General features: G+C 59.1%; 25 protein-coding genes. 13 read left to right on the top strand and 12 right to left on the bottom strand.

Annotated features, from left to right (window positions below; translation table 11 throughout):
• Nucleotides 1-151: 151 nt before the first annotated feature.
• Nucleotides 152-511: a preprotein translocase subunit SecG gene (secG, locus tag ACR3E2_RS02715; protein ID WP_480481544.1), complete on the bottom strand. Its 360-nt coding sequence runs from the start codon at nt 509-511 to the stop codon at nt 152-154.
• A gap of 150 nt (nt 512-661) precedes the next feature.
• On the opposite strand from secG, the gene nthA reads away from it, so the two are divergent.
• From nthA to ACR3E2_RS02740, 5 genes are all read left to right on the top strand, one after another.
• The gene (gene nthA / locus ACR3E2_RS02720) at nt 662-1,276 is read left to right on the top strand and encodes a nitrile hydratase subunit alpha (protein ID WP_480481542.1); all 615 of its coding nucleotides are present in this window, start codon (nt 662-664) and stop codon (nt 1,274-1,276) included.
• Complete coding sequence (gene nthB, locus ACR3E2_RS02725; protein ID WP_480481540.1) at nt 1,273-1,950, top strand: nitrile hydratase subunit beta; 678 nt, start codon at nt 1,273-1,275, stop codon at nt 1,948-1,950. The genes nthA and nthB overlap by 4 nt, the downstream gene beginning before the upstream one ends.
• Complete coding sequence (locus tag ACR3E2_RS02730) at nt 1,947-2,276, top strand: nitrile hydratase accessory protein (protein ID WP_480481538.1); 330 nt, start codon at nt 1,947-1,949, stop codon at nt 2,274-2,276. Before nthB ends, ACR3E2_RS02730 begins: the two co-directional genes overlap by 4 nt.
• A 223-nt stretch (nt 2,277-2,499) precedes the next feature.
• Nucleotides 2,500-3,795, top strand: coding sequence for an adenylosuccinate synthase (locus ACR3E2_RS02735; RefSeq protein WP_480481536.1), 1,296 nt, complete (start codon nt 2,500-2,502; stop codon nt 3,793-3,795).
• A complete protein-coding gene (locus ACR3E2_RS02740; RefSeq protein WP_480481534.1) occupies nt 3,795-4,031 on the top strand; it encodes a DUF2842 domain-containing protein in 237 nt (78 codons plus the stop codon). The genes ACR3E2_RS02735 and ACR3E2_RS02740 overlap by 1 nt, the downstream gene beginning before the upstream one ends.
• 200 nt (nt 4,032-4,231) lie before the next feature.
• Here the strand turns inward: ACR3E2_RS02740 and ACR3E2_RS02745 are convergent, their stop codons facing one another.
• Entirely contained in the window at nt 4,232-5,851 is a 1,620-nt protein-coding gene (locus ACR3E2_RS02745; RefSeq protein WP_480492681.1) for an RNA polymerase sigma factor, read from the bottom strand.
• Nucleotides 5,852-6,058: 207 nt separating this feature from the next.
• On the opposite strand from ACR3E2_RS02745, the gene ACR3E2_RS02750 reads away from it, so the two are divergent.
• Entirely contained in the window at nt 6,059-6,766 is a 708-nt protein-coding gene (locus ACR3E2_RS02750; RefSeq protein ID WP_480481530.1) for a thiamine diphosphokinase, read from the top strand.
• Here the strand turns inward: ACR3E2_RS02750 and ACR3E2_RS02755 are convergent.
• From ACR3E2_RS02755 to ACR3E2_RS02770, 4 genes are read right to left on the bottom strand one after another with little or no spacing between them, the layout of a single operon-like run.
• Nucleotides 6,711-7,625, bottom strand: a complete 915-nt coding sequence (locus ACR3E2_RS02755; protein WP_480481528.1) for a DMT family transporter — start codon at nt 7,623-7,625, stop codon at nt 6,711-6,713. The genes ACR3E2_RS02750 and ACR3E2_RS02755 overlap by 56 nt on opposite strands.
• Before the next feature lie 45 nt (nt 7,626-7,670).
• Nucleotides 7,671-8,087, bottom strand: coding sequence for a GFA family protein (locus ACR3E2_RS02760; RefSeq protein ID WP_480481526.1), 417 nt, complete (start codon nt 8,085-8,087; stop codon nt 7,671-7,673).
• A 20-nt stretch (nt 8,088-8,107) separates the two neighbouring features.
• Nucleotides 8,108-9,481 carry an L-serine ammonia-lyase gene (locus ACR3E2_RS02765; protein ID WP_480481524.1) on the bottom strand — a complete coding sequence of 458 codons (1,374 nt, stop codon included), beginning with the start codon at nt 9,479-9,481 and terminating at the stop codon, nt 8,108-8,110.
• 1 nt (nt 9,482) lies between these two features.
• Nucleotides 9,483-10,184: a glutathione S-transferase family protein gene (locus ACR3E2_RS02770; protein ID WP_480481522.1), complete on the bottom strand. Its 702-nt coding sequence runs from the start codon at nt 10,182-10,184 to the stop codon at nt 9,483-9,485.
• Between the two features lie 167 nt (nt 10,185-10,351).
• Here ACR3E2_RS02770 and rpiA point away from each other — a divergent pair, with 167 nt between their 5' ends.
• The 6 genes from rpiA to ACR3E2_RS02800 all read left to right on the top strand — a co-directional run bounded on the left by rpiA (nt 10,352) and on the right by ACR3E2_RS02800 (nt 16,546).
• Complete coding sequence (gene rpiA, locus ACR3E2_RS02775) at nt 10,352-11,140, top strand: ribose-5-phosphate isomerase RpiA (RefSeq protein WP_480481520.1); 789 nt, start codon at nt 10,352-10,354, stop codon at nt 11,138-11,140.
• Nucleotides 11,141-11,264: 124 nt separating this feature from the next.
• Nucleotides 11,265-12,623: a glutathione-disulfide reductase gene (gene gor, locus ACR3E2_RS02780; RefSeq protein WP_480481518.1), complete on the top strand. Its 1,359-nt coding sequence runs from the start codon at nt 11,265-11,267 to the stop codon at nt 12,621-12,623.
• A 72-nt stretch (nt 12,624-12,695) separates the two neighbouring features.
• Nucleotides 12,696-13,838 carry an FtsH protease activity modulator HflK gene (gene hflK / locus ACR3E2_RS02785; RefSeq protein WP_480481516.1) on the top strand — a complete coding sequence of 381 codons (1,143 nt, stop codon included), beginning with the start codon at nt 12,696-12,698 and terminating at the stop codon, nt 13,836-13,838.
• Nucleotides 13,838-14,731, top strand: a complete 894-nt coding sequence (gene hflC, locus ACR3E2_RS02790) for a protease modulator HflC (protein WP_480481514.1) — start codon at nt 13,838-13,840, stop codon at nt 14,729-14,731. Before hflK ends, hflC begins: the two co-directional genes overlap by 1 nt.
• On the top strand, nt 14,731-14,925 hold the full coding sequence (locus ACR3E2_RS02795; RefSeq protein ID WP_480476484.1) for a DUF2065 domain-containing protein: 195 nt from the start codon (nt 14,731-14,733) through the stop codon (nt 14,923-14,925). The genes hflC and ACR3E2_RS02795 overlap by 1 nt, the downstream gene beginning before the upstream one ends.
• Nucleotides 14,926-15,052: 127 nt before the next feature.
• A complete protein-coding gene (locus ACR3E2_RS02800) occupies nt 15,053-16,546 on the top strand; it encodes a DegQ family serine endoprotease (protein WP_480481512.1) in 1,494 nt (497 codons plus the stop codon).
• 218 nt (nt 16,547-16,764) lie between these two features.
• Here ACR3E2_RS02800 and ACR3E2_RS02805 read toward each other — a convergent pair whose 3' ends face one another.
• From ACR3E2_RS02805 to ACR3E2_RS02825, 5 genes are all read right to left on the bottom strand, one after another.
• Complete coding sequence (locus tag ACR3E2_RS02805) at nt 16,765-17,433, bottom strand: Crp/Fnr family transcriptional regulator (protein WP_480481510.1); 669 nt, start codon at nt 17,431-17,433, stop codon at nt 16,765-16,767.
• A gap of 114 nt (nt 17,434-17,547) precedes the next feature.
• On the bottom strand, nt 17,548-18,153 hold the full coding sequence (locus tag ACR3E2_RS02810; protein WP_480481508.1) for an inner membrane-spanning protein YciB: 606 nt from the start codon (nt 18,151-18,153) through the stop codon (nt 17,548-17,550).
• 16 nt (nt 18,154-18,169) lie between these two features.
• Nucleotides 18,170-19,072 carry an EamA family transporter gene (locus ACR3E2_RS02815; protein ID WP_480481506.1) on the bottom strand — a complete coding sequence of 301 codons (903 nt, stop codon included), beginning with the start codon at nt 19,070-19,072 and terminating at the stop codon, nt 18,170-18,172.
• Nucleotides 19,073-19,159: 87 nt separating this feature from the next.
• On the bottom strand, nt 19,160-20,302 hold the full coding sequence (gene ftsY, locus ACR3E2_RS02820; protein ID WP_480481504.1) for a signal recognition particle-docking protein FtsY: 1,143 nt from the start codon (nt 20,300-20,302) through the stop codon (nt 19,160-19,162).
• A 58-nt stretch (nt 20,303-20,360) separates the two neighbouring features.
• Nucleotides 20,361-20,999, bottom strand: coding sequence for a lysoplasmalogenase family protein (locus ACR3E2_RS02825; protein WP_480481502.1), 639 nt, complete (start codon nt 20,997-20,999; stop codon nt 20,361-20,363).
• A 140-nt stretch (nt 21,000-21,139) separates the two neighbouring features.
• Here ACR3E2_RS02825 and ACR3E2_RS02830 point away from each other — a divergent pair, with 140 nt between their 5' ends.
• Nucleotides 21,140-21,535: a hypothetical protein gene (locus ACR3E2_RS02830; protein WP_480486031.1), complete on the top strand. Its 396-nt coding sequence runs from the start codon at nt 21,140-21,142 to the stop codon at nt 21,533-21,535.
• On the opposite strand, the gene ACR3E2_RS02835 is transcribed toward ACR3E2_RS02830, so the two are convergent.
• Nucleotides 21,536-22,177 carry a glutathione S-transferase family protein gene (locus tag ACR3E2_RS02835; protein WP_480481500.1) on the bottom strand — a complete coding sequence of 214 codons (642 nt, stop codon included), beginning with the start codon at nt 22,175-22,177 and terminating at the stop codon, nt 21,536-21,538.
• Nucleotide 22,178 lies beyond the last annotated feature (1 nt).

Raw genomic sequence — 22,178 nt, forward strand, 5'->3', positions numbered from 1 at the left:
GCTGCTCCCGTGAGACGTCAAAATCAGCTGCCCGACGGTTCCGAAAAACCGCTGCATCACGGGACTTCACATATAAAGGATTCGCGCCAAAAGCGCAAGAGAACCGCAAGATGCTGTTGCAGTCCTCTTTCAGGTTTCTAGGTTTTGTGGATCAATCCGCCTGCGGGATCAGTGGCGCGTTGTCGTCCTGTGCCGGCGGCAGAAGATCATCAACCGACGGAATCGCCGGTGTGGTTTCTTCTGTCGAAGCTGGCGCTGGAACACCCAGACGGTCGACTACCGAGCTGCCCGAAGATTTCTGAGCCGCAAGAATGGTCAGCGTGATCGAGGTGACGATGAAACAGGCCGCCAGAATCCAGGTCACCTTGCCCAATGCCGTCGCTGCTGCGCGACCAGCCATGGCACCGCCACCACCCATACCCAGGCCGCCGCCTTCGGACCGCTGCATCAGGACAACGGCGATCAGGCCCAGAGCCAGAAGAAGATGGATGATGAGAACGACGTTTTCCATGGTGGTCCTGTACAGCGTGGCGTGTATCGCGTGGTACTTATGCAAGTTTGCCAGCGGGGGCAAGTCAGGAGTTGGCATCAACTTCTTTGATGTATCCCATCACGTCAAAGGGACTGGACAGTGTGTCGATTTGTGACGCAGGCTGCGGCCATGCCACATGACGATCACGACCACCCGCATGCCCTGTTACCACCTGAACCCGCATTGCGCGTCAAAGCGCTCGAGACGATTTTGACCCGCAAAGGGCTGATCGATCCGGCGGCTCTGGATGAGATTATTGACACTTATCAGAACAGGATCGGGCCGCAAAACGGCGCGCGCGTTGTTGCCAAAGCCTGGAGCGACCCTGCCTTCAAAGCTGCCCTGCTTGAAGACGCCACTCCGGTCGTGGCCGACCTTGGCTATTATGGCCGCCAGGGTGAACATATGGTAGTGGTTGAGAACACACCGGACCGGCACAATATGGTCGTCTGCACGCTGTGCAGCTGTTACCCTTGGCCGCTGCTGGGCATACCGCCCGGATGGTACAAATCCGACGCCTACCGCGCCCGCGCAGTGCGAGAACCGCGCAAGGTGCTGGCCGAATTCGGCGTCACCTTGCCCCAAGACACATCTGTACGGGTTTGGGATTCGACAGCCGAGGTTCGCTATCTCGTCTTGCCCATGCGCCCTGTAGGCACAGACGGGATGAGCGAAGAGGGGCTTGCCGCGCTTGTGACGCGCGACAGCATGATTGGCACGGGCCTTCCAAGGGTGCCCGCATGACCCGCGTTCACGATATGGGAGGACGTTTCGGTGACGGTCCGATAAACCCCGAGACAGAGGATGCGCCGGTCTTTGCCGAAGACTGGCACGCCCGCGCTCTTGCGGTGACACTTGCATCTGGTTTTCTGGGGCAGTGGAACATCGACGTTTCGCGCCACGCGCGCGAACGCCTGTCCCCGAAGGATTACACCCGGTTTTCCTATTATGAGAAATGGATATCCGGTCTGACCGATCTGCTGGTCGAAAAGGGTGTTCTGACATTGGATGATCTGCGTGGCGTGAGCGGCGACGAACCGCACCCCTTGGCGGACAGAGCACTCAAGGCGGAAGCGGTGTCCGCTGCGCTGGCCAAAGGCGGGCCTGCGGACAGGCCTTCCAATGTCGCGGCGCTGTATTCTGTGGGGCAAGAGGTTGTCACGGTCCGACCGGCGGCAAATCGCCTCGTGGATGGAGGTCACACGCGCCTGCCTGTCTATGCATCCGGTGCCAGGGGCCGAATCCTGCGCCTGCACGGAACCCATGTTCTGCCCGATTCCAATGCGCATGGGTTGGGTGAGGCGCCAGAGCCGATTTATGCAGTGGTCTTTGCGGCATCAGAACTCTGGGCCGCCCCCGAACATCCCGCTGACCAGGTGGTTCTGGACCTCTGGCAAAGCTACCTGCAACCGGAATGAACGACTGCATCACATACGGAGCCCCCGAGCCGGTTTTTGCTGAGCCCTGGCACGCTCAGGTCTTTGCCGTCACAGTCGCGCTGAACGAGGCCGGGCGGTTCGAATGGGCGGATTGGGCGGCGCGTTTTTCAGCGACATTGAAACGCAACGGGCTTGCCCGGGAACTGGATGGCGGTGACGATTACTTCCACGCATGGCTGGAAACGCTTGAGGCATTGCTGGTCGAACAGGGCGCTGCCATGCCGAAAGATGTGCAGGATCTGCATAAGGCCTGGGAAGAGGCTTACCTGACCACTCCGCACGGGCAACCTGTCCACTTACGATGACAGGGTAGGGGGCTCTGCCCCCGCCGCCCGTTCCGGGCGCCTCCCCCGGGATATTTAAAGCCAGGTGAAGCAGGGGATCCGCTCTTCATCTGGCTACAAATATCCCCGCCGGAGGCATCGCGCGCCTGCGCGATTTTCCTCTGCGGCGAAATATCGGTTTCCCTGCCGTTTTTGCCCCGCTATATGAGCCGGGTTTGATCACTCAGCACGAAAAGGACCGGATATGGCCAACGTGGTTGTTGTCGGCGCCCAATGGGGCGACGAAGGAAAAGGCAAGATTGTCGACTGGCTCAGCGAAAGGGCGGACGTAATCGCGCGTTTTCAGGGCGGTCACAATGCCGGTCATACGCTGGTGATCGACGGCGAGGTCTATAAGCTGCACGCGCTTCCTTCGGGTGTGGTACGCGGCGGCAAGTTGAGCGTTATTGGCAATGGGGTGGTTCTGGACCCCTGGCATCTGGTCAATGAGATCGCAACCATCCGGGCGCAGGGTGTTGAGATTACGCCCGACACGCTGATGATTGCCGAAAACACGCCGTTGATTCTGCCGATTCACGGCGAGTTGGATCGTGCGCGCGAGGAAGCTGCGAGCAAAGGCACCAAGATCGGAACAACCGGTCGTGGAATTGGCCCGGCCTATGAAGACAAGGTTGGGCGGCGTTCCGTTCGCGTTGCCGATCTGGCGGACGAAGCCACGCTGGAGGCCCGCGTGGACCGCGCATTGCAACATCACGATCCGTTGCGCAAGGGTCTGGGTATCGAACCGGTTGACCGCGACGCGCTGGTTGCTCAGCTCAAAGAGATCGCGCAACAAATTCTGCCGTTTGCGGCACCTGTCTGGAAAGTGCTGAACGAAAAGCGCAAGGCCGGGAAACGCATCCTGTTTGAAGGGGCGCAGGGCGCGCTGCTGGATATCGATTTTGGCACTTATCCCTTTGTAACGTCTTCGAACGTGATTGCGGGTCAGGCGGCAACCGGTGTTGGAATCGGTCCGGGCTCGATCAATTTCGTGCTTGGCATTGTTAAGGCCTATACCACCCGCGTTGGAGAAGGGCCGTTCCCGACCGAGTTGGAAGACGCAGACGGTCAGCGTCTGGGTGAACGCGGGCACGAATTCGGGACGACAACAGGCCGCAAGCGCCGCTGCGGCTGGTTCGACGCCTGTCTGGTGCGCCAGACCTGCGCAACCAGCGGCGTGAACGGCATATCGCTGACCAAGCTGGATGTTCTGGACGGGTTTGAGACCCTTAAGATCTGCACGGGGTATCAGCTGGATGGCGAGCGTTTGGATTACCTTCCAACCGCAGCTGATCAGCAAGCCCGCTGTACCCCGATTTATGAAGAAATGCCGGGGTGGAGCGAATCGACCGAAGGCGCGCGCAGCTGGGCCGATTTACCTGCAAATGCGATCAAATATGTACGTCGGGTCGAAGAACTGATCGAATGCCCGGTGGCACTTTTGTCCACCAGCCCGGAGCGGGATGACACCATTCTGGTGACAGACCCCTTTGCCGACTGATGAGCGAAAAACAGAAGACAGGGTTGAGTTACAAGGCACGCCGGCGCTGGTCGCTGGTGATCCTTGTGCTTGGCCTTCCGCTGTACATCATCGCTGTTGTGACGATCGTGAACTTGCTGGGGCGTCCTCCGATCTGGATTGAGTTGCTGGTTTATATCGTGCTGGGCATCCTTTGGGCCCTGCCGTTCAAGTTTGTGTTTCGCGGCGTCGGTAAAGAAGACCCCGATCAGTCCTAGCGCTCGTCAGGTACGTGTAAATGACCGGGCCTGCTGAGCACTGCGCAGGATTACGCGCGGTCCTCGGAGGTATTTTGTCGGCTGTCTGGTATCAGTCGAAACGCTCGGGCTTTGTCATTCAGGGCAGGAGTATGGTCCAACGGCAAAAAGCAAAAAGGCCGGGGGTAAACCCGGCCTCGCTTGTGAACCTTCCAGTGTGATCAGCCAACGGCACGCTCGTCATCGGGGCGAAAACCGATCAGGTTGGACGCCGCGAAACGCCCGCCTCCGGCTTTCTCGATCTTGCCATCGCGCAGCAACTGTCCAAAAGAACGCAGGCTTTCTTCGCGATTGAACTCGTCCTGTTTCAGTGAACGCACCTTGTTCATCAGCTGCGGGCGCGAAAACTGCTCCTGACCTTCGATGAAGGACAGATATGCGGCAGCCGCTTCCAGAAGATCAGGCAGCGATTGCGCACCCTGTTCCTGTGCAAACTGTGCGAAACCGCCTTCCTCCGATCCGGTTGCTTCCTGGTCTGCGGTGACACGACGTGGCGAGACCGGGCTTGCGGATGTTCCGTGTTCATCCACCCGCTGCTCGGCCACCAGCTTGAGCGGCGCTGGAGCTTCCGGTGCCGGACGCATGCTGGTTACCTTGATTTCGGGTCGCCGTGGGCTGACCACGGATGCCAGATCGCCGCGATATTCCCGGTCGGCCGCCTCTTCCGAGCGTGCCTGACCGTCGCGGTCGGCTTCGGTGGCTGCGACGGCGGTGCGCAAGTGCGAATAGGTTTCGCGCGCATCGCTGCTGCTGGGGTCATCCATATGCTCGCCGGTCTTTGCCATCAGGCGCGACATATCCTGATCGGGATCCGCATCGTCCGCCAGTTTTTGGCTCGAACGACCGGACAGGTGCTGTTCGATCTCGGAAATTTCGGTCAGCAGGTGCATTTCGTCGTCTGCCGTCAAAACACCCTGCGCCAGGTCTTCCTCGACCGGTTCATCGTCGGATTCAATTGCTACGTCTTCTACGTTGAGGATGTTGGGGGCATCCTCTTCGTCGAAATCGTCTTCGGCAACGTCTGCAAGATCAGCGAACAGAGGCTCGGCGGCGGTCTGATCCGCCACCGGTGTGTCTTCGATCTCGTCGATTTGCAAGGGCTGGGGGGTCAGGGGCGCCTGCAGGTCAACGTCTTCTTCGATCTGAGTTTCAGCAACTTCGGGGATCAGCGCATCAGCTGTCTCAGCCGCTTGCGGTTCTTCAGCTTCCTGATCCTGCATCTCGTCAATCGCAGGTGCCGCAGGCACTTCGGTTTCTTGGGCTTCAGGCTCTGTGGGCTCGGCAAAGTCTTCCGCGCTGAGCGCACCGGCCTCAAACGCGGCGGCCACTGCATCTACCGGGGGGGCGGTATTGGCCAACAGCGGTGAGTCTTCGTCTTCGGAATACTCGGCCGCGGGCACATCGGAATGAGAGACGACTGCGCGAATGCGTTGCAGTTTCGCCGCGATGCTGTCAGCGGCCGGGGGTGGGGTGTCCGCGACAGGTTCCGCTTCGGCGAACCCGGTCTGCGCAGGGGCCGGCTGTGGCTGAACGTGAGCGGGAGTTTCGGCAACATTGATCGTGGCCGTGTGCGGGGCCGGCTCTTCAGCAGCGACAGGGGTTTCGGTTGTCTGAGTGGCGCGCAGCAACAGGCCGGATTCGTTCTGACGGGCTTCGACGCGCTGCGACGCATCGCGCCGGGCGATGCGGGTCAGCATTTCGGCATCAGGTTGCGGGGGTTCCGAGCCGAAGTAACGATCATCCGCTGCGAGATCGCGGAAATATTCGGCGATGGCTTTCATCGTTTCAAAGGAATCATCGAATCCTTCCAAAGTGCAGGAGAAGGTTCCATATGAAACGGTTAGTACCTTGTTATTCTGTACCATCAGACGCACGTCCTTTACAAACTACGAGAGCCCACTTACCCGGAATCGGGAGCACACGAAGGCTCTGAACTTTATGCATGAACCTATCATTTTGTGGTCTTAATGTGTCCAAATCCGGGAAAAATGGCCAATCTTAGGGAAATCGAGCCAATTGTACGCTCTGCCGATCCAATTGGGCTGTTCGGAGGGGGATTTATCGGATCTGGAGACCTGAATCTGGTGCTGAATCGCGTCAATTCGGTCGTTGCCGCCGATGGCGGAGCGGACGTTTTGACAGAATCAGGCCGGATTCCCGATGCGGTGATTGGTGACTTCGATTCGCTGAGCAAAGCGACGCAAGCAAAAATCCCCGCGGATCGCCTGTTTGCCATCCGTGAACAGGACAGCACCGATTTCGACAAGGCTCTGCGCAATCTGCACGCTCCGCTGGTTCTGGGGGCTGGGTTTCTTGGCGGGCGGCTTGATCATCAACTGGCCGTTCTGAACGTTCTGGTCCGGCGGCAGGATCAGGCCTGCATATTGCTGGGCGAACGTGAATTGGTTTTTCACGCACCGCCAGAGATCAAGCTGCCGGTTGCGCCCGGCGATGTGGTCTCGCTGTTTCCGATGCAGCCGGTGACGGGGCGCAGTACCGGGCTGGAATGGCCGATTGATAATCTGGCCTTTCAGCCGGACGGGCAGGTGGGAACATCCAACCGTGCACTGGCGCCTGTCGAGCTGAAGATGGATGGGCCGGGCCTGCTGGTGATGATCCCGCGCACAGCACTTGATCCGCTTATGCAGGTGTTTCTGTCGGGGCAGACCGGGCGCTGGCCCGCTCGCGCAGAATGACGTACAGGCCTGCGGCAATGGTGATGACGATGCCAGCCGCAGCCAATCCATCGGGCAGGTCGTTGAAAATCACCCATCCGATCAGGGTTGCAACCGGGATTTCCAGATATTGCATCGGGGCCAGTGTGGCAGAGGGCGCATAGCGCAGCGACCACGTCATCAGCAGATGCGCGACCGTACCCAACACCCCGATCGCAATCAGCAGCCAGTTCAGATCGCTGGATGGCAGGGTCATCGAGAGTTCCTGAATGTTCATTTGCGTGCCAATCAGAAGGAGCGGTGCCAGAAGGATCGTCGCAAATACGCCGGACACGGCTTGCAACGACACCGGATCGGTCTCTTTCGCGACTTGCCGGGTGACCAGCATGAACAAGGCAAAAACCACGGCAACGATCAGTGGCAGCAACGCAGGTGCACCCACCTCGGCAAAGCTGGGTTGAATGACCAGCAATGTGCCGATGAACCCAACGACGCAGGCGGCAAGACGGCGGGAACCGACCTCTTCCTCCAGAACATATCTGCCCAGCAGCAGCATGATGAATGGCATGACAAAGGCAATTGCAACGGCATCCGCCAAGGGCAGGAATTGCAGCGCGCTGAACATGGCCGAAATGCCGATGATATGCAGCAGCGTCCGTAGCAGGGTCAGCCGCAGGATGCGGCCGCGCATCCGCCAGGGTCGCCCCGTCACCGCAACCAGGGGGATCAGGATCACCGCTTGCACCGCGAAACGCACCATGACCAGCAGACCCAGCGGTGTGGTTTCACCCAACAGCTTCGCCATCGCATCCCCCAAGGGTGCGAGCACGCAAAAACCAAGCATCAAAAAGATGCCAAAGACGGGTCTGTCCTGGGTCATGAGCGCGACGCTATCTGTTTCGCGACGCAGAGGGAAGCGCTGTTGTCAGCGGTCGGGCAGGGGATGAACCTTGGTGTAATCCGGCCCGATGCAGGTGGGCAAACCATCCTCCAATTTCAGCCATTTCAGCTTTTCTTCATGCGCGACATGCAACGTAGGTTCCAGTGTGTCAGGAGAGTCCAGTGTCGCGACATAAAGGTGCATCACATCCGACATGGCGGTTGAACGGAAGGACATTGGCGTGCCGCAGTGCGGGCAGAAGCTGCGCTCGACACCGGGAGAGGAGTTGAAATGCTTGGGCTCTTCACCGGTCCACCGCCAATGGCCATCCCGAACTCCGAAATACGTTGTCATCGGCGCTGCGCATTGGCGACGGCAACTGTCGCAATGGCAGGTGACGCATGACAGTACCGGAGGGTCGACCTCGAACCGGATCTTGCCGCACAGACAATGTCCACGCATGTCGCCCCTCGCTTTCTGTTTCAGCAATTCGGTACGTTCACAGCCAGACCACCCAGCGACGTTTCCTTGTATTTCTCATGCATGTCATGGCCGGTCTGGCGCATCGTCTCGATCACTGCGTCCAGCGGCACGAAATGCTGACCATCCCCGCGCAAGGCCAGCGAGGCGGCTGAGACCGCTTTGATGGCCCCCAGCCCGTTACGTTCGATACAAGGAACCTGAACCAAACCGGCAACAGGGTCGCAGGTCATGCCCAGATGATGCTCCAGCGCGATCTCAGCGGCATTTTCCACTTGCTCGGGGGTTCCCCCCATCACGGCGCAAAGCCCGGCTGCCGCCATGGCAGCCGCGCTGCCAACTTCGGCCTGACATCCCGCTTCGGCACCCGAGATCGAGGCGTTGTATTTCACCAACCCGCCAATGGCCGCTGCGGTCAGCAGGAAATCTTCGATATGGCTTTCGGACGCGCCCGGTACGTGATCCAGGTAATAGCGCAGAACAGCGGGCAGAACACCTGCGGCCCCGTTGGTGGGCGCGGTGACAACCTGCCCGCCCGCCGCGTTTTCCTCGTTGACCGCCATGGCATAGACGCTCATCCAGTCGTTGATCGTGTGCGGCGCGGTCAGGTTCATGCCGCGTTCGGCCATCAACGCATCATAGATGCCTTTCGCGCGGCGGCGCACTTTCAAACCGCCCGGAAGGATGCCGTCGGTGGTCAAGCCGCGTTCGATACAGGCATTCATGACGTCCCACAGGCGAGCCGAGCCTTTGGCAAAACTGTCAGCGCAGCCCCGCGCGATCTCGTTCGCGCGCTTCATCCCGGCTATGGTCTTGCCACTGGATTTGGCCATCTCAAGCATTTCTGCGGCGGATTTGAACGGGAACGGGACCGGGTCGCCTTCATCGGTGTCTTTCCCTTCGGCCAGTTCTTCCTCGGTCAGGACAAAGCCGCCGCCGATCGAATAAAACACCTGCCGCAGGATGACATCGCCCTGTGCGTCGGTAGCCATCAGGATCATCCCGTTGGCGTGCCCGGGCAAATTGTTGTCGTAGTCAAAAATCAGATCCGCCTTGGGATCGAAATGAAGCGTCGGCAGGCCTTCGGGCGTTACGGTGTGCGTGCGTGCTATATCGGCCAGCGCGGCCTCGGCCTTTTCGTTGTCATAGGTGTCGGGAACAAAGCCCGCCAGACCCAGAATGGTCGCCCGATCGGTCGCGTGGCCGACGCCGGTGAAGGCCAGCGAGCCGTGCAGTGAACCTTTCAGACCCGTAAATTCAAAGGGGGACGCGCGCATCATGTCCAGAAAGCGCGCCGCAGCCACCATCGGGCCCATTGTGTGAGATGAAGACGGGCCAATGCCCACTTTGAACATATCGAAGACAGATAGGAACATATCAGATAGCCGAGCCTTCCGGGGGATTAGCGTAAGTAGGGGATGTGAAGGGTGTAACGCCCAAACCTTCCGCAGCGATTGCCAAACGGGTGGCGGGGCATGTCTCAAGGTGCAGAAGCACTTTCTGCAGATGCGGCGTGTCGGCCAGTTGATACCAGCTGCGGTCAGCACTTACGGGGTACAGGGCCATCCAGCGCATCATGCAGGCGACATAATAGGTCAGAACCGATGGGACACCTGCGCGAAACCACTCAGGCCCGCGTTGCGCCAGCGCATCCAGCAGCCGCAGGTGCTGCAGCAACCGGGGTCGGATGCCCGCGCGCAGCGTGTCGGCCTGTGAGGCGTCTATGTATTTTTCAGCGTAGAACAGGATGCGCAGATCCGCATGCAACGTGTTGGACGCGAAGAACAGCCATTTCAGAAATCCGGCGCGTTCAGGATCATCCGCCGTCGGGGCCAGTTGACCATGGCGCTCTGTCAGCCAAAGCAGGATCGCCGCAGTTTCAAAGATCGGGCCCTGCGGCGTTTCCAGAACCGGGATCAGCCCGTTGGGATTAAGCGACCGATACGCGTCGCTGTCCTGCTCGTTCTGGCGGCGGTCCACCACCACGGTTTCATAAGCTACGCCCATCTCGTTCAGCGCCAGCCGGATCACCAGCGAGGCGTTGTCAGGGGCGTAATGCAGGCGGTACCGGGTCAACATGCGCGCAACTTACAGCGCAAAGATGTGGGTGTAAGACATGATTGCGACTTTTCCGACAGGAAACGCGTAGTCCTGAGACATCTTAACACCAGTCGGATCGCAAAATGGGGTCGCAGTCGTCTGACGCATTCCCTATAACTCGGTCAGAATAAACTGGGAAAGCTGCCATGACCAGAGATCTGTCGCCAATCGACACCGCGAAATATGTTGCCGCGTACCGTGCCGCCGACATGGTCGAAGACGGGATGCGTGTCGGTCTTGGAACAGGATCGACAGCCGCCTGGCTGGTGCGCCGTCTGGGTGAACGGGTGCGCGAAGACGGACTGCGGATCAAGGGTGTTCCAACCTCGACCCGCACGGCGCAGCTTGCCCGCGAGGTTGGTATCGACGTCATTTCACTGGATCAGGCCGGTTGGCTGGACATGACCATCGACGGCGCGGATGAGTTCGATCAGGACCTGAACCTGATCAAGGGCGGTGGCGGTGCGCATCTGCAGGAAAAGATTGTGGCCACGGCCAGCGACCAGATGATCGTCATCGCCGATGCAGGCAAAGAAGTTGAAACTCTGGGGGCCTTTCCGCTGCCTGTCGAGGTCATTCCCTTTGGCTGGCAGACAACACGCACATTGATCGAGGAAGCTCTGGATACGATGGATGTGCTTGGGACATCCTCGGCGCTGCGCATGAATGGCGAGGCCCCGTTTGTGACCGATGAGGGCAACCACATCCTTGACCTGCACCTCAAGCGCATCGGCAACCCGCGCCAGATGGCGCTGATCCTGAACCAGGTGCCCGGTGTTGTGGAAAATGGCCTGTTCATCGACATCTGCGACAAGGTCGTGATCGGCCATGGCGATGGCCGGGTCGAGCTGCGTGATATCAACGCGGGTACGGTCGCAATGGATCAGCTGCTCAGCAGATCGCGCGATAACCTGTTTTCCGATTTTTCGGACTGAGTATCGTGCAGGTCCCTCCGGCAAGTGGCTATGAAAGTTCGAATTTTCCACGCCGGGGGTTGGCACAGGGTTTTTTACACCCAGATATCCAGAGAATTTTGCAAGTTGAACGAAGGAACCCGGCATGAGCTTTGACTATGATCTTTTTGTCATCGGTGGAGGTTCGGGCGGGGTCCGCGCGGCGCGTGTTGCGGCGGGTGAAACCGGCGCCAAGGTCGCGCTGGCCGAAGAAGACCGGTATGGCGGCACCTGTGTGATCCGGGGCTGCGTACCCAAGAAGCTGATGGTCTTTGCCAGCGAATACTCGGGCATGGTCGGGGACGCGCAGGCCTATGGCTGGGACATTCAGCCCGGCGCGTTCAACTGGAACAGTTTTCACGGCAAGCTGGTGGCCGAGCTTGATCGGTTGGAAGGGATATATCGCAATATCCTGAAGAACAACGGCGTCGAAAGCTTTGACCATCGTGCGCGCCTTGTGGATGCCCACACGGTCGAGCTGGCCGACGGAACCCGCAAAACGGCCAAACACATTCTTGTCGCCACCGGCGGTCGCCCGGTTGTTCCGGATTTTCCGGGCTCGGAACTGGCGATTACGTCGAACGAGATATTCCACCTGGACAAGCTGCCCGAAAGCATCCTGATCGTTGGGGGCGGTTATATTGCCTGTGAATTTGCCGGGATCATGAACGGGCTGGGGGTCAGGACGACTCAGTTCTATCGCGGCGCACAGATCCTTCGGGGGTTTGATGACGAGGCGCGTGGACTGATCAGCGAAGAAATGTGTCAGAACGGCATCGACCTGCATCTGGGCACCAATGTGCTCGAGATGAAAAAGCAGGGCGACAAGATCTGGGTCAAGGCCACCAACGGCTCCGAGCAGAGTTTTGATGTGGTGATGTATGCCACGGGCCGTGCGCCGAATGCCGATAACCTTGGGCTAGAGGCTTTGGGCGTTGAACGCGGCCGTAAGGGCGAGATCATCGTGGATGAATACAGCCAGACCGCTGTGCCCTCGATCTATGCCATTGGCGATGTGACCGACCGGGTGAACCTGACACCGGTTGCGATCCGTGAAGGGATGGCTTTTGTGGAAACCGTATTCAAAGGCAATCCGACACCGGTGGATCACGACTTGATCCCGACTGCGATCTTCACTCAGCCTGAGATGGGTACCGTAGGCCTCAGCGAAGAAGAGGCGGCAGCGCAGGAACCAATCGAGGTCTATGCCACATCTTTCAAGCCGATGCAGAAATCTTTTGCTGGCGGCACGCAGCGGGTGCTGATGAAACTCATCGTCTCTCAGGCGACGCGCAAGGTGTTGGGTTGCCATATTGTCGCCCCCGGTGCCGGCGAGATGATCCAGCTGGCGGGAATCGCCGTAAAGATGGGCGCGACCAAGGAAGATTTTGACCGTACGGTTGCAGTTCACCCGGTCATGGCCGAAGAACTGGTGACAATGCGGCAACCTGTGCGCACGGCTTGATTTGCAAGCGCGCGCACACACGTTACAAGGGAACCCGTGATCACACGGTCCAAAACGAAGGAAAAGATACTTATGGCGGGCAACAGCGGCGGCCCCTGGGGGGGCGGAGGCTCATCCGGTGGCGGAGGAAATCGGGGTAACAACGGGGACGGGCGCAAGCCCCCCGAAAGCGATGGCCCGCATATCCCCGAGATCGACGAACTGATGAAAAAAGGCCAGGAACAGCTGCGCGTCCTCATGGGCGGCCGTGGCGGCGGTGGCCGTGGCGGTAGCGGTGATCAGGGCGGTGGCGGTCCGGCCTTTACCAAGGGCACAGTTGCGATTGGCCTTGTTGCAGCTGCAGTAGTCTGGGGGCTTGCGAGCTTTTATACTGTCAAACCCGAAGAACAGTCTGTCGAACTGTTTCTGGGCGAATTCTCGGCCGTCGGCAATCCGGGCCTGAACTTTGCGCCATGGCCGTTTGTAACCGCCGAGGTCATACCGGTGACCCGCGAACAGAACGAAGACATGGGTGGCGCGCGTGGTAGCGACGATGGCCTGATGCTGACCGGCGACGAGAATGTGGTCGACATAGATTATCAGGTTGTCTGGAACATCAACGACCCGGCCAAGTACCTGTTTAATCTGCGTGATCCGCGCCAGACGATCCGAGCCGTGTCCGAATCCGCGATGCGTGAGATCATTGCGCAAAGCGAGCTTGCACCGATCCTTAACCGTGATCGCGGCGTAATCGCCGACCGTTTGCAGGTGCTGATTCAGGATACAATGGACAGCTACGATTCGGGTGTGAACATCATTCGCGTCAACTTTGACAAAGCCGACCCGCCACAGGACGTGATCGCCTCCTTCCGCGATGTCCAGGCTGCCGCGCAAGAACGTGACCGGTTGCAGAACGTGGCAGACGCTTATGCCAACCGTGTGCTGGCCGAGGCACGCGGTGAAGCCGCACAGATTCTGGAAGAGGCTGAAGGGTACCGCGCCCAACAAATCAATAGTGCTCAGGGTGAGGCCAGCCGCTTTAGCGCGGTTCTGGAAGAATACTCCAAGGCACCGGACGTGACTCGCAAGCGTCTGTACTTGGAGCGGATGGAACAGATTTTGGGTGACGTCGACAAGATCATTCTAGACCCGAGTTCGAGTGGACAAGGGCAGGGCGTCGTGCCCTACCTGCCGCTGAATGAGCTGCGCCGTAGTCCTTCTGGGGAGAGCAACTGATGCGTAAGACGACATTTATTTTGCCGATCGTTTTCATCGCGGTAGTCGGTGTTCTTTCCTCGATTTTCATCGTGGACGAGCGCGAACGTGCTCTGGTTCTACAATTTGGCCGCGTTGTCGCGGTGAAGGAGGAGCCAGGTCTGGCGTTCAAGATACCGGTGATTCAAGAAGTAGTGCGCTATGACAACCGCATCCTGTCCATCGATGTCCACCCGCTGGAAGTTACTCCGCTGGATGATCGTCGTCTGGTGGTTGATGCGTTTGCGCGTTATCGAATTTCTGATCTGGAACAGTTCCGTCAGGCCGTTGGCGTCGGTGGTATCCCGGTGGCCGAGGATCGTCTGGACCGCATTCTGCGTGCTGAAACCCGCGAAGTACTGGGTTCGGTTTCCTCGCGTGACATCCTCAGCTCGGACCGTGCAGCCTTGATGCTGCGCATTCGAAATAGCGCGATTGCCGAAGCGCAGGCGTTAGGCGTCACCGTAATCGACGTGCGCCTGAAAGCGACCGACTTGCCGCAGGCCAACCTTGAGGCCACATTTGACAGGATGAAGGCCGAGCGGGAACGTGAAGCGACAGATGAACGCGCACGTGGTAACGAGGCGGCGCAACGTGTGCGCGCGCAGGCTGACCGGACTGTGGTTGAACTGGTGTCGGATGCGCGCCGTGAGGCTGAGATCACCCGCGGTGAAGCCGACGCCGAACGCAACGCGATCTTTGCCGAAGCTTATAGCGCCGATCCGGAGTTCTTTGAATTTTACCGCTCGTTGACGGCCTATCAGAATGCGCTGCAAGGCGGTAACAGCTCGCTGGTGTTGAGCCCGGATTCCGAATTTTTCAATTACCTGGGTTCACCCACAGGGCGGAGTGTTCCGGCGGCACCGTCCGAATGATGGGCATGATCCTTCTGGCCTTCGGGCTGGTACTGATTGTCGAGGGGCTGGCCTATGCGCTGGCCCCTTCGCTTATCGAACGGATGCTGGAGGCGCTGCGCGCCATGCCCGTACAGGCCCGGCGACTGGCCGGGTTACTTTGTGTTGTCAGCGGTTTGATCCTGCTCTGGGGGGCATATCAACTGGGCTTTTGACGGGGCGGTTTCACGTGCGGGTGATTTCGCTGCGATCCCGAGTTGCTCACCGGGTCAAACTGACTACATTGGAAACTAAGAAAGGCCGAAACAGGCCTTGGCAAGATTGTCGACAAGGAGAGCTCAAGTGCAGGCGAAAGCGCGCAGTTTATCCGTCCGGTGGGACGACGTGAGTGTTTGGATGCGGCTGTTGTGGCTGGCCTTTGCCGGTACACTGCTTGTGCTGGCGCAGTCGGTTTCCGCCCAGGCCAGAGGCGAAAGCCTGGCGCCATTGGCGGAAAAGATCAGCCCGGCCGTGGTGAACATCACCACAAGCACCCTGATCGAAGGTCAGACAGGCCCACAGGGTATCGTGCCCGAGGGGTCTCCGTTCGAGGATTTCTTTCGCGAGTTTCAGGATCGCAATGGCGGCAATGACAACAGCCCGCCCCGACGCAGCAACGCCCTTGGGTCGGGTTTTGTGATCTCTGAAGATGGTTACATTGTCACCAACAATCACGTCATTGCGGAAGCTGATGAAATCCTTGTGGAATTCTTCCCCGGCGACGGGCAGCCCAAAAAAGAACTGGTGGCCAAGGTCATCGGAACCGATGAGAAAACCGATATCGCGCTGCTCAAGGTCGAAGCGTCCGGCCCCTTGAAATACGTGCAATTCGGCGACAGCGACGTGGCGCGTGTGGGTGATTGGGTTATTGCCATGGGCAACCCGCTTGGTCAGGGCTTTTCTGTATCCGCTGGTATCGTATCCGCCCGCAACCGGGCGCTCAGCGGATCTTATGACGACTACATCCAGACGGATGCGGCGATCAACCGGGGCAACTCGGGCGGTCCGTTGTTCAACATGGACGGCGAAGTGATCGGCGTGAACACCGCCATCCTGTCGCCCAACGGTGGCTCGATCGGCATCGGCTTTTCGATGGCGTCGAACGTGGTAGTGAAGGTTGTCGATCAGCTGCGCGAGTTTGGTGAAACCCGGCGCGGCTGGCTGGGTGTCCGCATTCAGGACGTGACCGAGGACATGGCCGAGGCCATGGGGCTGGAAAAGCCCGGTGGCGCGCTGATCAGCGATGTTCCGGAAGGCCCCGCCCAGGAGGCCGGTCTGAAAGCAGGCGACGTGATCATCAGCTTTGACGGTGTCGAGGTCGAAGACACCCGTGGTCTGGTCCGTCAGGTTGGCGAAACAGAAGTCGGCAAAGCTGTCCGGGTCATTGTGCATCGCGATGGCGGCACACAGACAATTCTGGTCACGCTGGGACGCCGCGAGGACGCAGAAAGCAAAGAAGATGACGAAGAAGAAACGCAGGATGCTCCGGTCGAAGAAAACGCCGATATTCTCGGGCTGACCATCTCCCCGCTCACAGATACGCTGCGTGCGGATATGGGATTGGATGCAGATGCCCAAGGTCTGGTGATTTCGAATGTCGATGAAGCGTCTGAGGCTTACGCGAAAGGGTTGCGTGCGGGTGACCTGATCACGGAAGCGGGTCAGCAAAAGGTGGAAACCATCGCGGACCTGGAAGCCCGAATGGACCAATCGCGAGAGGCTGGGCGGAAATCCCTGCTGCTTTTGGTCCGCAGGGGGGGCGAGCCGCGATTTGTGGCGCTAAGCCTGGAAGAGTGATTTGAATAGGCCGGGACAAGCGCCCGGCCTTTTTCATTGCCTGAACACCTGAAGAGGCATGCAGAAAGAAAATGAGCCATACGCAGTAATTGCGTATGGCTCAGATACAGGGAGAGATCAGTGGACAGATATCGGGGATGATTCTCTGACCTCCTACGGTAACAACTTCACCTTAGGTCAACACAAACCCTCTCGTATGTGAACCAGATCACACTGGTTCAGATAAGTTCGGAATCGGCCAGTTCCCGCAAAGCATCGAAATCCTGAATCAGCAATCCGCCGCGCGAGGATTCGACAATATTGTCGCGTTTCCAGATCGAGATTGTCTTGGAAACGGCCTCGCGCGTGGCCCCGACAAATTCGGCAAGTTCGCTCTGCGACAGGGTGATGCGCTGCGTCGGGTCGTCCTGCAATTCCGACAGATGCAGCAGCTTTCGGGCCAGTCGAATGGGCATGGGCAAAAAGACCTGCTCGTTCAGCTGCAACCCCATCCATCGCATCCGCAGTCCGGCCAACCGGATCAGATCCACGGCAAGGTCAGGCTGTTTTCTGATCTGGTTCATGACGTCATTGCGACGCACACGCAGGACGCGCGATGGCTCGGCCGCGGCAATAGTCGCCGTGCGCGGGCCGTTGTCAAACAGAGCGATCTCGCCAAAAACTTCACCTGGGCGCATCAGCGTCAATGTCAGCTTTCGACCGCTCATCGCCAGAAAGGACACTTCAAGCGTGCCTTCCAGAATGGCATAGAGCGAATCCCCTTCATCGCCTTGTTCGAAAAGGGTTTCTCCTTGAGCCAGCGAGATGTCGGTCGCTTGCGCCGAAAGCATCTCTCTAAGCCCGTCGGAGGCTTCGGAAAGGAAGCCGCTGGTGGGAAAGGCCGTCATGTATACACCGATCTTGGGCAAGGTGTGAGTGTGGGTGGTGATACAACTTCCCATAGCTCGGCGGCTAAGCCAAGAATTTTGTTTGTTTTTGCAGGTATGGCGACGTCAGGGCAGTTATTTCTGTTCCGGGTCGTCCATGTAGCGTTGCAAGATGCTGAATTGCAGCATCAGGAAGGCCATCAGCGCGATGGGAAATCCGAAGGTTTCGATCTTGACCCAAAGGTCGGTCGACATGGTGCGCCAGACAAACTCGTTTGCGGCGGCCAGAACAGCGAAACAGGCGCATAGGCGGCGCGTCAGAATCATCCAGCCCTCGTGCTTCATCGGCAGCAATTCATCCAGTACATAAGCCAGATAAGATTTCTTTTGCAGCAACCCGATGCCAAGGATCAGGGCGAACAGGCCATAGACAAGCGTGGTTTTCATCTTGAAAAACCGCTCGTCATTGAACCATGCGGTCAGGCCACCAAAGAAAATGACCATGAAGGCCGTGAAAATCTGCATCCGGCTAAGCTGGCCGGTCAGATACCACAGGATACCCATTGCCCCCAGCATCAAAGGGACGAAGATAATCGTGGCGATGATAAAGCCGGAATACTCGGTGCCACCGATCAGAAAGCTGTCATCACGCAAGCGCAGGTAGATGAAGAAGAAGGCCAGCGGCGGGCCAAGCTCCAACGCCTGTTTCAGAAATGGGTTGATGTCTTTTTTGCCTGTCATCGGTATGTCCTGCTGCTTACCCGCCCATTTCAACTATTACGGCGCCGAGTGCAATCAATGCCATCAATGCAATGCGCCTTGGGCCAACGGTTTCCTTCAGGACAAGCCAGCCGATCAGCGCCGCAAAGACGGTTGAGGTTTCGCGCAGCACGGCGGCTTCGCCGACTTTGTCCAGTCGTGTGGCCAGCATGATCGACCCAAAGGACAAAGGCGCGATGATCCCGCCGGCCAGCCCCCGCAACATCAGCGGGCCGGGCGCAGGGCGATGCGTCATCGCGCGCCATCTGAGGAAGGCATAGACCGGCATGGCCGCACCGTCGATCATGAAGAACCAGGCTAGAAATGTGAACGGGTCGGCGGTGGCGCGTATGCCATAAGCGTCATAGGTGGTGTACAGGGCGACAAACAGGCCCGTGATGATCGCCAGTGTCAACGCGATGCCCAGCGTATCCCGGTTGGTTTCGAGAAACCGGAAATTATAGGCGGCCAACCCAAATATCCCGGCCAACAGGGTTGCGACGCCCAGCCATTGAACGGTCGAGAATGTTTCGCCGAATAGAAGATAGGCACCGATGACAGTGAACAGCGGGCCTGTCCCGCGCACGACGGGATAGACGACAGTGTAGGACCCTTTGGTGTACGCCGCGGCCTGCAGCGTCTTGTAGGCAATGTGGATCAGCCAGGCGAGGGCGAAGATCGGCCACATATGAGGTTCAGGCCAGGGTACCACGAAAAAGGCAAACGGGGCGGCCATCAGACCATAGCTGGCGTCAATAGCGCCGCGGGACAGCCATGGATCATGACGGCCTTTCTGCAGCGCTCCGAACGCGGCGTGCAGGAAAGCGGCCATCAACGCCAGTGCCAGCGCCAGTTGGTGACCGGCTTCGGTGCCTTCTAGTGAGATCAGCCAGTCGCTCAAATACGCAGACCTTTTGTAGGGCGGAGAGGGGTGGGGGCTGTCTGCCCCACACCCCCGAGGATATTTGGGGCCAGATGAAGTGGCGGATCAGCCCTTGTCGAGCCCGGTCAGGGCGGCGGCGAATTCTTCGGGATCGAAGGGGGCAAGGTCATCGATCTGTTCTCCCACCCCGATAGCGTGGATCGGCAGGCCGAACTTGTCGGCCAGCGCGACCAGCACACCGCCCTTGGCGGTTCCGTCCAGCTTGGTCATGATCAGGCCCGAGACATCGGCCAGCTTGCGAAAGGTTTCCACCTGGCTCAGCGCGTTCTGACCTGTGGTGGCGTCAAGGACCAGCAAGGTGTTGTGCGGTGCGGTCTCGTCAACCTTGCGGATGACGCGGACGATCTTGGCAAGTTCCTCCATCAGGTCGGTGCGGTTTTGCAGGCGTCCGGCGGTATCGATCATCAGCAGATCCGCGCCTTCGGCCTGAGCCCGGGTCAGCGCGTCAAAGGCGAGGCTGGCGGGGTCCGAGCCCTCGGGCGCGGTCAGAACCGGAACCCCGGCGCGATCGCCCCAGACTTGCAATTGTTCGACGGCCGCCGCGCGAAAGGTGTCACCGGCGGCGATGACGACTTTTTTGCCAGCCTGCTTGAACTGGCTGGCCAGTTTGCCGATGGTCGTGGTCTTGCCCGAGCCGTTGACGCCGACGACCAGCACCACTTGCGGGCGTTTGGGATAGATCGGCAGGGGCCTGGCCACGGGCTCCATCACGCGGGCCACTTCCTGCGCCAGCAACTGTTTGATTTCCCGGGTCGAGAGTTTGCGCCCAAAGCGCCCCTCGGCCATGTTCGAGGTGACACGCAGGGCGGTGTCGACGCCCATGTCAGAAGCGATCAGCAGCTCTTCGAGTTGCTCGAGCATGTCGTCATCCAGCGTGCGGCGTATTTCTGTGGCAGCGCTGCCACGGCTGAACAAGCGGTTCAGGATGCCTTTGGATTCAGGGACTTCTGGTGGCGGGGCAGCTGGTGTGGGATCCGCCGGGGCGGGGGCAGGTTGTTCAGCCGGTTCCTGCGCCGGTTCAGGGGTCGGGATTTCGGGAACCGGTTGCGGTTCGGGCTCAGGTTCGGGGAGGACAGGGTCGGGAACGGCGGTTTCCTCGCCACCATCCTCGACGATGGCGTCCAGCCCCTGTTCGAGGCGGGATGAGGATTTGAACAGCTTGTCCTTTAGCTTTGAGAAAAACGCCATATTTGGTCTCCGCAGGTGTTCCTTTCACCTAATGCGGATTTGCGGCAGTTGCAAAGGGTCACGCAAAAGCAAAGACGAAACCAAATTGCGCGCCCCAGTAGAGCGGCCAGATCAGATAGGGCGTCAGCTTGTGGGCGGGGTGGTTCGCAGGCAGCAGGAACTTTTCCGTAGCAAGGATCAGATCGGACGCGATGAAGGCGATTGCAGCCGGGAATGCCCATCGCAAGGCACCTGTCTGGGGCAGCGCCAGCACGGTGATCCCCATGCCAAGGATGATCGGGATATAGGCCAGAACAGGGCCTTTCAGGTCTCCGGCGCGGGGGGCAAGCAGTGTGGCCATGACAATGCCCAGAATGACCAGAGACCACACGATCGCGGGGGCATCCCAGATCAGGCTGGCGGAGCTGGCAGGATGCGACAGGAACAGGGCGATATAGGCCAGATGCCCGGCGGCAAATGCGGCAATGCCGGCCATGAACGTGGCATCCGTTTCACGCGACAACAGCGCGTCCCCGGTTGCGCACAGGGCAAGTGCAACGGCGAGCATCCATGGGCTGCCCTGCAGAACCGCAATGACTGCCAGCGCGGCGACCGAGGTGGTTTTCAGCACAGTGCGCAAGGAACTGGCTGGTCGGGCCGTCAGGGGCAGGTATCCCAATGCGCAGCCAAGGGCGATCCAGAAGAGAAGGGTTGTCATGTCACCTCACCGCGGTTTTCGAATACCTTCATCCCGAGCGCGGCATATAATCAAGCGCTTACGTTGAGTTAAGCATGTTTCCCCAACCCCTGGCCAAAGGGTGAATGGCATAGCGGGATCGCATCTGACACAATGGGCATATGTTCCGAGCGCTGATGATTCTCGCCTGTTTTGCCGCACCGCCCGCTGCGGCCCAGACCCCTTTGTCCGGCCCCGAATTCGACACCTATACGCAGGGCAAGACCCTGTTTTACGGGTTCGAAGGGCAGGTTTACGGGGTCGAACGTTATTTGCCCAACCGCCGCGTGATCTGGTCTTTTCTGGATGGCGATTGCAAGGAAGGTGTATGGTATCAGCAGGAAGAACAGATTTGTTTCATCTATGAAGACCGGTTTGATCCGCAATGCTGGGTCTTTACGCGATCCGGTGGTGGCCTTGTCGCGCAGTTTGAAGGCGACCCGCAGGCGACCGAGCTGTACGAGGCGGAAGATATCGGGGAAGAAATGGTGTGTTATGGCCCCGACGTCGGTGTCTGACTAGGTTACCCGAAGCTCATCATAGCTGAGCATGACATGCTCCTGATATGCAGGTCTTTCTGTCAGCTTATCGTAATAGCGCCGCAGGTTGGGCAGGACCGCGCGGGATATCGCGATGTCGTAATAGCGATAAAGGATATGTCCCAGCTGAATATCGGCCACCGTCAGATCGGGCCCGCACAGGTAGGTGTTTTCTGACAGCCGGGTATCGGCAAGTGCCAGTTTGCTATCCAGCGCGGCAACGGCCTGCTCAATCGCGTTTTGGTCCTGCTCTGCCGGGGCGGTCCGGACAACCTGCCAGAACACGGGCACCGTGAAATCCATCGCAACGTTGATCTTGGCCCATTCCGCCCATTTGTCGACTTCGGCCCGTTGAACCGGGTCGCGTGGCCAGAACGCATTCCCGCCATAGGCATTCGCCAGGTAGCGCAGGATTGCGCCGGTTTCCCACAGCGGTGGGTGATTGCCATCCTGTAGCACTGGGATGGTGCCGTTCGGGTTCAGCTTGCGAAAGGCATCGGTGTCCAGCCCGCCGAATCTGTGCCCTGCATCGTGGCGGTGAAAGCGCAGATCCATCTCTCCGACGCACCACATCAGGGCCTGAACATTCGATGACGTTTTGCGGCCCCAGATTGTCAGCATG

It is taken from the genome of Ruegeria sp. AL7, assembly GCF_056536105.1.